Source organism: Stenotrophomonas panacihumi, from assembly GCF_001431645.1.
Taxonomy (GTDB): Bacteria; Pseudomonadota; Gammaproteobacteria; order Xanthomonadales; family Xanthomonadaceae; genus Stenotrophomonas_A; species Stenotrophomonas_A panacihumi.
The window spans coordinates 59,911-71,536 of record NZ_LLXU01000069.1 but is presented as its reverse complement, the minus strand read 5'-3'; the positions used below and the strand labels follow the sequence as shown (position 1 = coordinate 71,536).

General features: G+C 68.5%; 12 protein-coding genes. 7 read left to right on the top strand and 5 right to left on the bottom strand.

Features of this window, described 5'->3' with window-relative positions:
- On the top strand, positions 1-602 hold a 602-nt coding region (locus ARC20_RS07855), incomplete at its 5' end, for a GGDEF domain-containing protein (protein WP_152983951.1).
- Positions 603-621: 19 nt separating this feature from the next.
- On the opposite strand, the gene ARC20_RS07850 is transcribed toward ARC20_RS07855, so the two are convergent.
- A complete protein-coding gene (locus ARC20_RS07850; RefSeq protein ID WP_057646220.1) occupies positions 622-2,004 on the bottom strand; it encodes a carboxylesterase/lipase family protein in 1,383 nt (460 codons plus the stop codon).
- A gap of 20 nt (positions 2,005-2,024) precedes the next feature.
- A complete protein-coding gene (locus ARC20_RS07845; protein WP_057646219.1) occupies positions 2,025-2,966 on the bottom strand; it encodes a DUF808 domain-containing protein in 942 nt (313 codons plus the stop codon).
- 239 nt (positions 2,967-3,205) lie between these two features.
- On the opposite strand from ARC20_RS07845, the gene ARC20_RS07840 reads away from it, so the two are divergent.
- Both ARC20_RS07840 and ARC20_RS07835 read left to right on the top strand, forming a co-directional pair.
- Positions 3,206-4,846, top strand: coding sequence for an ABC1 kinase family protein (locus tag ARC20_RS07840; RefSeq protein WP_237642534.1), 1,641 nt, complete (start codon positions 3,206-3,208; stop codon positions 4,844-4,846).
- 24 nt (positions 4,847-4,870) lie between these two features.
- Positions 4,871-5,356 carry a VOC family protein gene (locus tag ARC20_RS07835; protein WP_057646218.1) on the top strand — a complete coding sequence of 162 codons (486 nt, stop codon included), beginning with the start codon at positions 4,871-4,873 and terminating at the stop codon, positions 5,354-5,356.
- Positions 5,357-5,362: 6 nt separating this feature from the next.
- On the opposite strand, the gene ARC20_RS07830 is transcribed toward ARC20_RS07835, so the two are convergent.
- Entirely contained in the window at positions 5,363-5,902 is a 540-nt protein-coding gene (locus ARC20_RS07830; protein WP_057646217.1) for an NMCC_0638 family (lipo)protein, read from the bottom strand.
- A gap of 81 nt (positions 5,903-5,983) precedes the next feature.
- On the opposite strand from ARC20_RS07830, the gene ARC20_RS07825 reads away from it, so the two are divergent.
- From ARC20_RS07825 to ARC20_RS07815, 3 genes are all read left to right on the top strand, one after another.
- A complete protein-coding gene (locus ARC20_RS07825; protein ID WP_057646216.1) occupies positions 5,984-6,583 on the top strand; it encodes a GIY-YIG nuclease family protein in 600 nt (199 codons plus the stop codon).
- 148 nt (positions 6,584-6,731) lie between these two features.
- Entirely contained in the window at positions 6,732-7,187 is a 456-nt protein-coding gene (locus ARC20_RS07820; RefSeq protein WP_057646215.1) for a PA2169 family four-helix-bundle protein, read from the top strand.
- Positions 7,188-7,338: 151 nt separating this feature from the next.
- Positions 7,339-8,151 carry a hypothetical protein gene (locus ARC20_RS07815; protein ID WP_057646214.1) on the top strand — a complete coding sequence of 271 codons (813 nt, stop codon included), beginning with the start codon at positions 7,339-7,341 and terminating at the stop codon, positions 8,149-8,151.
- A 21-nt stretch (positions 8,152-8,172) separates the two neighbouring features.
- Here the strand turns inward: ARC20_RS07815 and ARC20_RS07810 are convergent, their stop codons facing one another.
- Together ARC20_RS07810 and ARC20_RS07805 are read right to left on the bottom strand one after the other, a co-directional pair.
- Positions 8,173-8,469, bottom strand: coding sequence for a hypothetical protein (locus ARC20_RS07810; protein ID WP_181360110.1), 297 nt, complete (start codon positions 8,467-8,469; stop codon positions 8,173-8,175).
- A 118-nt stretch (positions 8,470-8,587) separates the two neighbouring features.
- Positions 8,588-9,094: an Lrp/AsnC family transcriptional regulator gene (locus tag ARC20_RS07805; protein WP_057646213.1), complete on the bottom strand. Its 507-nt coding sequence runs from the start codon at positions 9,092-9,094 to the stop codon at positions 8,588-8,590.
- A 269-nt stretch (positions 9,095-9,363) separates the two neighbouring features.
- On the opposite strand from ARC20_RS07805, the gene ARC20_RS07800 reads away from it, so the two are divergent.
- Positions 9,364-11,613, top strand: a complete 2,250-nt coding sequence (locus ARC20_RS07800) for a TonB-dependent receptor (protein WP_057646212.1) — start codon at positions 9,364-9,366, stop codon at positions 11,611-11,613.
- The last annotated feature ends 13 nt before the right edge of the window (positions 11,614-11,626 follow it).

Sequence of the window (11,626 nt, the reverse complement as noted above, 5' to 3'; positions counted from 1 at the left end):
CCACCAGCTCGTTGCGCGCGCGCAACGAGCTGGTGGAAGCCAAGCAGCAGGTGGACGAGGCCGAGCAGCGCATCCACGCGCTGGAGCAGGAACTGCGCGACATGTCCGACCTGGTGCGCGAGGACCAGCTCACCGGCGCGCTGAACCGGCGCGGCTTCGAGGAGCTGTTCGCGCGCGAGCAATCACGCACGCTGCGCGGCGGGCAGCCGCTGTGCGTGGCGCTGATCGACCTGGACGATTTCCGTTTGCTCAACCAGACCCACGGCCATGCTGGCGGCGACGCGGCGCTGCGCCACCTGGTGGTCACCGCGCGCACGGTGCTGCGCGCCAGCGATGCGATCGCGCGCTTCGGCGGCGAGGAATTCGTGTTGCTGCTGCCCGACGCCACCGCTTTCGAGGCGCATGCGGCGGTGGTGCGCCTGCAGCGCGCGTTGGCGCAGCGGGCGTTGCTGCACGAAAGCCTGCGGGTGTTCGTGACCTTCAGCGCCGGCGTGGCGGTGTGCCAGGCCGGCGAGAGCGCCGATTCGGTGATCAAGCGCGCCGACCGCGCGATGTACGCGGCCAAGCAGGCCGGCAAGAACCGCGTGGTGGACGCGGACTGACCCGGTGCGCGCGGGGCCGTTAAGGCCCCACCTCGCCGGTCAGCCCGAAGACCTGCATCGGCCCCTGCCCTGCCACATAGGGCTTCCACGCCGGCACCCCTTCGCCGTTCGGGTTGCCGCTGCGCACGAAGTTCACCAGGTAGCCGCTGGCCTTGGCCGAGAGCGCCATGTCGCCCGGCCGCGTGTCGCCGCCGTAGCGCACGCCGACGGTGCCGAAGAAATACGGGATCTCGCTGGCGTGCGCCGCGCCCTTCGGATGCACCGCGCGCGTGGCCTCGGCGACATAGCCGAAGCGGTAGTACCAGGTCGGCAGGCCGTCCTTCGCGAACAGCTCGGCGGTCTGCTTCGCGCCGTTGACCATGTAGCCGTCCGGGCCGCCGATGTCGTCGGCGGTGGCGCCGACCATCAGCGGCACGCGGTTGAACTTGCCGTCGCGATAGGCCGCCGCCAGGTCCGCCACGACCTTCCCGTCCGCCACCGGAAACACATACGTGCCCGTCGGGCCGAGGTTGCGGTCCAGCGTGGTCAGGTTGAGGTCGCCGAGGATCGCCTCGGCCGGCAGCGCGCGCAGCTTGGCCAGCGCCTGCGCGTCGTCGTCGGCCACGCCCAGCGTGCGAGCAAAGCGCAGCCCCGCCTGCTCGGCATCGGCACGGGTCGCGCGCGCGGCGGGCTCGCCGCCGGACTGGATCACCGCCTTCTGGAACAGCCCCTGCGCCAGCGGCGAGGTCAGCAGTGCGTGCACCGACATACCGCCGGCGCTCTCGCCCATCACGGTGACGTTGCGCGGGTCACCGCCGAACGCGGCGATGTTGCGCTTCACCCATTCCAGCGCGGCAACCTGGTCGAGGATGCCGAAGTTCACGCCGCGGCCGTGGTCGGCATCGGCCTTCGCCAGCGCCGGATGATCGAACGTGCCGAAGCGCCCCAACCGATAGTTGAAGCTGACCACCAGTACGCCCTGGCGCGCGAGCGCGGCGCCGGCATAGCTTGGCGGCGAGCCGCCGCCGTTGACGAAGCCGCCACCGTGCACCCACACCAGCACCGGCAGCGGGCCGGCGGCCTGCGCGGGGCGCCACACGTTCGCGTACAGGCAATCCTCGGAAGGATCGGTGGTGAGTGGCGCGTCGTCGGTGGCGAACGGGCGCTGCATGCAGTCTGGTCCATACGCGCGTGCCTCGCGCACGCCGCTCCAGCGCGGCACCGGCTGCGGCGCCCGCCAACGCAGCGGGCCCACCGGTGGCGCGGCATAGGGGATGCCCTTGAACACCAGCAGCCCGTCGGTGGCGTGGCCTTGCAGGCGGCCTCCTTCCACGGTGACCTGCGTGGCGGCCTCGGCCGCGTGCAGCGGCGCTGCCGCCAGTCCGATCCACAGCGCCAGGGCGCCCAGGGTGATGCGCGACATGCGGTTCTCCTTGAGGGGTGTCAGTGCGCGGCCGGTGCGCCGCGCAGTTTCTGCCAGCCGGTGACCACCGCCAGCACCACGGCGCCGGCGATCACGCCCACGACCATGTTGCCCAGCGTGGAGACCAGCCTGCCGACCCAGCCGCTCTCCGGCCCCAGGCCGACGATGAAGTGGTGCAGCGCCGGCACGTTGTGCACCAGGATGCCGCCGCCGACCAGGAACATCGCCAGCGTGCCCACCACCGAGAGCGTCTTCATCAACCACGGCGCCGCACGCAGGATGCCGCGGCCGATCGCCGCCAGCGCCGTGCCCTTGCGGCTCAGCCACAGGCCGAGGTCGTCGAGCTTCACGATGCCACCCACCAGCCCGTACACGCCGATCGTCATCGCCAGCGCGATGGCGATCAGCACCATGATCTGCTGCCCGAACGGCCGCCCGGCGACGACGCCCAGCGAGAGCACGATGATTTCCGCCGAGAGGATGAAGTCGGTGCGGATCGCGCCCTTGACCTTGTCCTTCTCCATCGCGACCACGTCCACCGACTCGTCGGCGAGCTTCTGCAGGCGCTCGGCATGCACCTGTTCGGTGTCTTCCTCGCGGTGCAGCCACTTGTGGGCCAGTTTCTCCACGCCTTCGAAGCACAGGTAGCCGCCGCCGATCATCATCAGCGGCACCACCAGCGGGATCGGGTAGCCGCGCGCGCGCAGCCAGGCTTCCAGTGCGCTGATCGCCAGCGCGGCCGGCACCAGGATCGCCTTGTTCACCAGCGAGCCCTTGGCCACCGCCCATACCACGGGCAATTCGCGGTCCGCGCGCACGCCAGTCACCTGCTGGGCATTGAGGGCGAGATCGTCGCCGAGGACGCCGGCGGTCTTCTTCGCCGCGACCTTGGTCAGGATGGACACGTCGTCCAGCAAGGTGGCGATATCGTCGAGCAGGGTGAACAGGCTGGCGCCGGCCATGGGGATTCCATTCAAGTAGGTCGAGCCCGATTCTCGCCGATCCCCGCCATGCCCGGGAACGGCACCGGCAAGGATTCACCGCGCGACGACCCGGCCATGCGGACACTGGGCGCCATCCGATGCGGAGAACCGCCTTGTCCGGCCACAGCGACACCCTGCCCATTCCCCCGCCTGGCGCCAGCGAAGCGCCTGCCGCCGCCGCGCCGCCCCGCAACAGCGACCCGGTGCTGGTCGGCGGCATGAGCCGGCGCACGCAGATCCTGCGCCTGCTGCTGCGCTACCGGCATTCGGGCGTGTTCTCCGGCCTCAACCTGGACCCCACCGTGCAGGCCGAGGTGCCGGCGGACGGGAACCCCGAGCAGTTCGTACGCGACCTCGAAGCGCTCGGCCCGACCTTCGTCAAACTCGGGCAGATGCTGTCCACCCGCCCGGACCTGGTGCCGCCGGAGTTCGCCAGCGCGCTGGAACGCATGCAGGAGCAGGTCGCGCCGATCCCGGTCGAACGCGTGCGCGAGATCTTCGAGGAGGAGATCGGCGTCTCGGTCAGCAAGGCGTTCTCCAGTTTCGAGGAACAGCCGCTGGGCTGCGCCTCGCTGGCGCAGGTCCACCGCGCCACCCTGCGCGATGGCCGCGAGGTGGCGGTGAAGGTGCAAAAGCCGGAAGTGGCCGCCCAGGTGCGCTCGGACCTGGACGTGCTGCGCAGCTTCGCCAACGCCGCCGACCGCCTCACCGGCCTCGGCCGCAAGGTGCGCTTCGCCGACTGGCTCAACGAATTCGCCAAGACGCTCATCGCCGAACTGAACTACGAGGCCGAAGCGGAGAACCTGGTGCGCTTCGGCCAGCACCTGGCGCCGTTCCCCGAGTTGTGGGTGCCACAACCGGTGTGGGACTTCACCGGTCGCCGCGTGCTGACCATGGAACTGGCGCGCGGCGTGCGCGTGGATGCGATCCCGCCGGTGCGGCGCACCGAGCAGGACATGGCGCCCTTGGCGAGCGCGCTCATCCGCGGCTATCTCGACCAGATCTTCGTCCACGGGGAAATCCACGCCGACCCGCACCCGGGCAACCTGCGCGTCACCGACGACTGCCGGCTGGCGATCTTCGACCTGGGCATGGTGGCGCACGTGCCGCCGCGCCTGCGCGAGCGCCTGCTCAAGCTGCTGTTCGCGGCGGTGGATGGCCGTGGCGAGGAAGTGGCCGACGAGACCATCGCGCTGAGCACGCGGCTGGAGGACTACGACGAGGAGCGCTACCTGCGCGAGGTGGGGCAGATGATCGCCCGCTATGCCGCGCACGACACCACCACCGAAGGCCAGGTGGTGCTGGAACTGGTACGCATCGCCACCGCCACCGGCCTGCGCACGCCGCCGGAACTGAGCCTGCTGGGCAAGACGCTGCTCAACCTGGAAACGGTATGCCGCATGCTCGCCCCCGAGCTGGACATCCGCCAGGTGGTGGAACGCCACCTGCAGAGCGTGATGCGCGCACGGCTGCGCAAGTCGCTGTCGGCGGCGAACCTGGCCAGCGAGGCCATGGAAGTGCAGACCCTGCTGCGCGAAAGCCCGCGCCGCCTGTCCGACATCCTCTCGCTGCTGGCGGAAAACCGCATGCAGATGAAGGTGACCGGGCTGGAGGAGTCGCACCTGATGGAGAACCTGCAGAAGATCGCCAACCGCGTGGCCGCCGGCATCGTCACCGCCGCGCTGATCCTGGCGTCCTCGCAGATGATGCGCATCGACACGCCTTTCAAGCTCTGGGGCTACCCGGCGATTGCCCTGGTCCTGTTCCTGCTGGCGGTGTTCCTGGGCCTGGGCATCGTGGCCAGCGCGGTGCTGTTCGACCGCCGCGCGCGGGCACGCGAGGAACGCGGGCATCGCTAGCACCACACCCCCGAGGAGGGCGGCATGAGCAGCAAGCACAAGAACACGATCTGCCTGTGGTACGACGGCACCGCGCTTGAGGCGGCGCAGTTCTACGCCAAGACGTTCCCGGACAGTTCGGTGGACGCCGTGCACCACGCGCCGGGTGATTTCCCGTCCGGCAAGAAGGGCGACGTGCTGACGGTGGAGTTCACCGTCATCGGCATTCCCTGCATCGGCCTCAACGGTGGCTCGGCGTTCAAGCCGGACGAGGCGTTTTCGTTCCAGGTGGCCACCGACGACCAGGAAGAAACCGACCGGCTGTGGAATGCCATCGTCGGCAACGGCGGGCAGGAAAGTGCCTGCGGCTGGTGCAAGGACAAGTGGGGACTGTCATGGCAGATCACCCCGCGCGTGTTGTCCGAAGGCGTCACCGATCCGGACCCGGCCGTGGCGCAGCGCGTGTTCGCCGCGATGATGGAGATGCGCAAGATCGACGTGGCGAAGATCGAGGCGGCGCGGCGGGGGTGAGCCGAGCTACTTGCGGGCCAGCCCCACCGAGATCATCGCCTGTACGTTGATCTGCGGGTCGGTCGAGGTGGTGGCGGTGAACAGCAGTTCGCTGGCGTCCTGCGGGCGGTGCCACGCGTAGGAAGTGGTGTGCACCTGCCCACTGTTGGGGCCGCCGCCGTCCTTGCGGTAGGCCTCCAGCGGCGCGGGTGCCTGGCTGACCATCGCCTCGAAGCTCGCCTGTACCGCCTCGGTGTCCGCCTGCTGGGCGAACACCGCGCAGATGCCGTCACTGCGCAGCGAGATGACGTAGTGGCGCCCGGATGACTGCACCGCCCACGCATCGCCTTCCTTTCCGCCCAGGAAGAAGCGGGCCTTGTCCGCCTCCAGCGTGATCGCATGCTGCTCGCCCATCATCCCCTTCAGTTTCTCCGGGGTATAGAAGTACTGCATGCAGGTGAGCGCGAAGAGCGTGGTGGTGGGCTCTGGCTCGATGGCACGGGCAGGCGCGACAAAGCCGAGCCATGCGAGCACCGCCATCAACGGCAGCCACTTGAAGCGTTCCATGTTGTCCCCTTGGGTGACCGGCCCCGCCACAGTATAGGCACGAAACACGCCGCGTTCGGCACGGCCGTGCGACAGTGCCGCATGGCTCCCCCATCGCCCGACCAGGATGCCCTCCGCCTCGACGGCCGCTGCTTCACCTACGTGCTGCCCTGCGCGTGGGAGGACTTCTGCAAGATCGGGTTTTCGCACGATCCGCTCGGCCGCGTCCGCACGCTGCACCCGCGCTGGTTCGAGTTCTTCGACCTAGACGCTGGCGTGCTGGTGGAAGCCGAATCACAGCGTGACGCGCGCGACCTCGAACTCGCCTTGCGACGCCCGCTGAAGGCCCACCGCGCACCAGCGCCGTTGACGATTCCCACGCGCGCCGGCGGCAAGACCGAATGGGTGCGCGGCGCCAATACCCAGGTGATCGCGGCGGTTCGGCAGCTGGGTGATGCGGGCTACCGCACCTGGCCCTTGCGCGACTGGCTGGCGGCGGCGATGCAGGCCCGGGTGGATGGCCTGTATGCGTGGGCCGAAGCGCGATGGCCTGGCGACATCGATGCACCGGTGGAAATTGCACCGCGCGTCCTGCATGAACTGCGCGATGTCCTCGACGCCCACGTCGCCCTGGGCATCGACCCGCACGACCACCTGCCTGCCCATGTATCGGCGTGGTATCGACGCGGCGCGGCGGCGTAGACCTGCTTCACGCGCTGCATGCAATCCCGCTGTGCCGCTCAGCAACGTCGCGGCGTTCCTCACGCGAAGTCACGGCGATTTTATGCGCGCGCGTCGATGGTGGTGGCGCACGGCAGCCACTGCCACTCACGCAACAAGGAGCCACTGAATGAGCACCCAGAGCAAGATCGAGCACAGCCTCAACGACCTCATCGAGATCGCCCGCGACGGCAAGGATTTCTACACCGAAGCCGCTGGCAAGGTGAAGGATCCGGAGCTGTCCGGCCTGTTCACCCGCATCGCCGGCGTCAAGTCGGACATCGTCACCCGCTTGAGCGCCGTGGTCGCGGCTGCCGGCGGCAAGCCGGCCGAGCACGGCACAATGGTCGGCTCGATGCAGCAGTTCTACGGCAAGGTGCGCGCCGCGCTGGGCGACACCAACTACGGCTATGTGGCCGAGCTGGAAGAATCCGAAGACCGCCTGCTGAAGGCCTTCCAGGAAACCCTGACCGATGCCGACACGCCGGCCGCCGCCCGCGTCGAGGCGCAGGACCTGTTGCCGCGCGTGCGTGAGTGCCACGACGTGATGCGTAACCGCAAGCACGCCCTGAAGATGGCGTCGTAAACGCCCACCACGGCGCCGTGGGTGAAGGCCCCGCTCCGGCGGGGCCTTCTTTTTTCCGCGACCGCCTGCACACCGGCATGACACCCGCGGCGTAGACTCGCCGCCACCCCCGCACCCCGCCAACGTTCCACTGCCTGACCTGGAGCCTGCCATGCGTTCCTCTGCGTCCGTGGTGCTGGTACCGCTGTTGCTGCTTGCCCGCCCCGCCGGGGCGGTCGAACCCCTGGACACCTTCAACCTGCGCATCGGCGGCTATGCCACCGATTTCGATACCCGCGTGCGCGCGGATGGCGAGACGCGCGAAGGCACGGACATCGACCTGAGCCGCGACCTCGGCTTGGACAAAAGCAATACCGTCGGCCTGGTGGGCCTGACGTGGCGGCCGTTCAACCGCCACCAGTTCGACCTGTCCTATTACAACGACGATGCCGACGCGCGACGCCAGCTCACGCGCGATATCAGCTTCAAGGACACGACCTACACCGCCACCAGCACAGTGAAGGCGAAGTTCGACCTGGATGCCTACGATCTGGACTACACCTATTGGCTGTTCCAGCGCGAACGCTGGGCGCTGGGGCCGCGCGTGGGCCTGGTGTGGTACCAGGTCGCGCTGGAAGTCGAGCTGAGCGTGGATACCGGCGGCGGCACGGTCGGTGGGCAGCGCCGGGAGGAAGTCGACGCCGACCTGCCCGCCCCGGCGATCGGTGCGGCCTGGCGCTGGGCACCGGGGGAGCATTGGCGACTGGGCGCGGACATCGGCTACTTCACCGCGAACATCAACGACATCGATGCCGACGTGACCTATGGCCGGGCCGGCGTCGAATGGTATCCGTGGCAGCGCTGGGGCTTCTGGCTGGACTACACCGCGCGGCGGATCGATGCCGACGCGGACACCTCGAGCTTCACCGGCAACCTGCGCTTCACCGACAGCGGCCTGCGCGCCGGCGTGAGCTATCGCTTCTGAGCGCGTGCCCGAACGCCGGCCTCAGTCCTTCAGCGCGCCTTCTTCCGGGTCGCTGGCCGCGTAGGTCGAGCTGCGGAACTCGGCGGCGTGCGGATGGCGCAACGCCTTGCGCACGTCTTCCGGGAGCTGGTCGACGGCCAGGATCACCTTGCCGGAGTGCACGTCCTTCACCGCGCTCATCGGCAGCACGAAGTCGCCGCCATTCTGCACGTTGATCACGAAGGTGGAGTCATGCGGGCGTACTTCGCGCACGCCGGCCACGCCGATCTCGCCATCGGCCACGAACACCATCTGGCCTGCTTCGATGCGGTCGGACATGGGCGCCACCTCGTAGGGAAGGGATACCGCATGCGGCGTGGCATGCCCGCGCATGCCCAACACCGCCGCGGTGAAGCCATGATGCCGTGCGCCGCCGTCTAAACTGGGTGAAGCGTGCTCAGCCGCCGCGTGGCGTTGGCTGGCGCGCGGAGGCATCCACCAGCGGATAACCGCTGAACGGCTTGACCTCATCCATCAGGAATTGCGAAACGATGCGCTCCACGCCGTAGTCGCCGCCGAGCAGCAGGCGCGCGATGTCCTTCCAGTGGTGCACGTCGTTGACCACCACGCGCAGCAGGTAATCGTAGGCGCCGGAGATGCGGCTGGCCTCCACCACCTCGGGCATCGCCAGGATGCGCCGGTCGAACTCGGTGAACTCCTCCAGCGCGTGCTGCTTGAAGGTCACCTGCGCCAGCACGACGGTGACCGAGCGGATGCGGTCCACCGCCACGTGCGCGCGATACCCGCGGATCAGGCCACGCGCCTCCAGCGCCCGTACCCGCGACAGGCAGGCGCTGGGCGAAAGCGCCACGCGCTCGGCCAACGCCTGGTTGGTGATGCGTGCGTCCTGCTGCAGCACGTCGAGGATCTTCAGGTCGGTGCGGTCGAGGGACTTGGCGGTCATGGGGCTTCCGGGAGCGGCGCGCGCCGCAGGTTGTTCGCAATTTGCCGGCACTGCCCGCAGATTCTGCGTTATTTGCCTGTGATTCTGGCCACATCTTCGGTTTCCCGCGAAATAACCCTATCAGAATCATTGGCTTGCCAATAGACCCTGCCCCGCCGTTTCTGCTGGACAGCGGTGGCGGTTTTCACTTTCACTCGATCCCAAGCCATGTCGGCCGCCAGCGGGGATGCACCGGCGGCCGCAACCATCGCCACCCAGGGGACCGTGCCATGCCTTCGCAGCTCCACGTTCGCAAACTCACCCGCGCCATCCGCTTCGGTTGTTACCTCGGCCTCGCCGCCGCCGCACCCGCCTGGGCCCAGGACGCCGCGCCCGCCGCCTCCGGCGATGCCGCCAGGACGCTGGATACGGTGGTCGTCACCGCCGGCAAGCTGAAGGAGTCGGTGCGCGAGATCGCCGGTTCCGTCTCCGCCGTCACCGACCAGCAGCTGCAGGACATCGGCGCGCAGTCGCTGGCCGATTACATCCAGCGCACGCCCGGCGTGGTGTTCAACAACTACCAGCCGGGCGTGTCCCACGTGGTGATGCGCGGCATCGCCACCAGCTCGGGCAACGTGCAGGGCCAGCCGACCACCGGTTACTTCCTCAACGAAGTGCCGCTGACCGAGCCGGGCTGGACCATCGCCATTCCCGACGTGGACGCCTTCGACCTCAACCGGGTGGAAGTGCTGCGCGGCCCGCAGGGCACGCTGTTCGGCTCGGCCTCGATGGGCGGCGCGGTGAACTATGTCGCCAACGTGGCCGACAGCAGCGGCTTCGATGCCGCCGCAGAAGCCACGGTGAGCCAGACCAAGAATGCCGACGTCGGTTACAGCGCCAAGGCGATGGTCAACGTGCCAATCAAGGAAGACCTGCTGGCGGTGCGCGCGGTGGCGCAGTACCGCGAAGACCCGGGCTTCCTGGACAACATCGGCACCGGCAAGCAGGGCGCCAACGACACCCAGCTCGATGGCGGCCGCCTGTCCATCGTGCTCACGCCCAGCGAGGCCACCACGCTGACCTGGCTGAGCCTGCTGCAGAACATCGACAACGACGACAACAACTACCAGATCGCCGGCCTGGGCGACCTGCAGCGCGACACCGCGCTGCCGGAGTTCACCAACACCAAGATCGCCGTGCACAGCCTGCGGCTGGACCAGGACCTGGGCTTCGCCGACCTCACCGCCCTGCTCGCCTACCAGAAGAAGCAGCAGGACTGGCGTTTCGACTACACGCCGATCCGCGGCGCCTACAACGCCGACCTCGACCTGGACCTGACCTCGCCGCTCTATATCGATTCCGGCGGCGAGAGCCGCGGCAAGAGCATCGAGCTGCGCCTGTCCTCCAAGCCGGGCGGCCGCGTCGACTGGCTCGTCGGCGGCATGTACTTCGATTCGGACAAGGACCTGTACGAGCAGATCGGCGCGCAGGGCGCGGCGGCGGCGTTCGACCAGTCCTCGCTGTTCGGGCCGGGCAGCGGCGCGGTAATCGCGCCGAATGGTGAAATCTTCAACAGCTTCTTCACCCACCTCACCGGCTCGGAAGCGGCGCTGTTCGGCGAAGCCAGCTTCCATTTCAACGAACAGTGGAAGCTCACCGTGGGCGGCCGCCTGTTCCGCAACAAGGTGGAGACGACCTCCACGCAGGTCGGCTTCTCGACCTACCCGGGCGACCCGATCGTCAGCACGCAGCAGACCAAGGAAGACGGCTTCAACCCGAAGGTCTCGCTGACCTGGCAGCCGAGCAGCGACGTGATGGTGTACGGCCTGGTCTCCGAAGGCTTCCGCTTCGGCGAGCCGAACACCGCCGGGCTCAGTGCGTATCCGGTGCCGTCCGGCTCCAAGAGCGACAGCCTCATCAACTACGAACTGGGCACGCGCACCCGCTGGGCCGATGGCCGCCTGCTGCTCGATGCCACGCTGTTCTACGTGGACTGGAAGGATATCCAGCTGCGCCTGCAGACGCCGGACTTCTACAACTACGCCAGCAACGGCGGCAAGGCGTACAGCCGCGGCATCGAGTTCGCCGCGACGTGGCGCCCGGTGGATGCGTTCGAATGGCAGACCACCGCCACCTGGCAGCACGCGCGCCTGGACGAGGATCTTTTCATCCTCTACTACGGCACCGCGCCGGCGGGCTCGCAGCTGCCGGGCTCCGCCGACTGGACGGTGAGCAACCTGCTCAGCTACCACTTCGACGCGCTGTACCAGCCGACGCTGACGCTGACCCACCAGTACGTGGGCAGCGGCATCAGCGACCTCAACTCGGCCGTGCCGGGCATCACCCCGAACCGCCAGGGCAACTACAACCTGTTCGACCTGCGCTACCGCATGACCTTCGGCACCACCGACGTGACGCTGTTCGGCAGCAACCTCACCGACAAGCGCGGCATCACCCGCACCGTGTCGGAGACCAACGGCACCGGCGAAGGCCTGGTGCGGCCGCGCACCTACGGCGTGACCGTCCACTGGCGCTACTGACACGATGGACGGG

Coding starts and splice junctions, on each gene's coding strand:
- ARC20_RS07800 (WP_057646212.1), top strand. CDS start 9,364: ATGCCTTCGCAGCTCCACGTTCGCAAACTCACCCGCGCCATCCGCTTC.
- ARC20_RS07805 (WP_057646213.1), bottom strand. CDS start 9,094: ATGACCGCCAAGTCCCTCGACCGCACCGACCTGAAGATCCTCGACGTG.
- ARC20_RS07815 (WP_057646214.1), top strand. CDS start 7,339: ATGCGTTCCTCTGCGTCCGTGGTGCTGGTACCGCTGTTGCTGCTTGCC.
- ARC20_RS07835 (WP_057646218.1), top strand. CDS start 4,871: ATGAGCAGCAAGCACAAGAACACGATCTGCCTGTGGTACGACGGCACC.
- ARC20_RS07845 (WP_057646219.1), bottom strand. CDS start 2,966: ATGGCCGGCGCCAGCCTGTTCACCCTGCTCGACGATATCGCCACCTTG.
- ARC20_RS07830 (WP_057646217.1), bottom strand. CDS start 5,902: ATGGAACGCTTCAAGTGGCTGCCGTTGATGGCGGTGCTCGCATGGCTC.
- ARC20_RS07810 (WP_181360110.1), bottom strand. CDS start 8,469: ATGTCCGACCGCATCGAAGCAGGCCAGATGGTGTTCGTGGCCGATGGC.
- ARC20_RS07820 (WP_057646215.1), top strand. CDS start 6,732: ATGAGCACCCAGAGCAAGATCGAGCACAGCCTCAACGACCTCATCGAG.
- ARC20_RS07840 (WP_237642534.1), top strand. CDS start 3,206: ATGAGCCGGCGCACGCAGATCCTGCGCCTGCTGCTGCGCTACCGGCAT.
- ARC20_RS07825 (WP_057646216.1), top strand. CDS start 5,984: ATGGCTCCCCCATCGCCCGACCAGGATGCCCTCCGCCTCGACGGCCGC.
- ARC20_RS07850 (WP_057646220.1), bottom strand. CDS start 2,004: ATGTCGCGCATCACCCTGGGCGCCCTGGCGCTGTGGATCGGACTGGCG.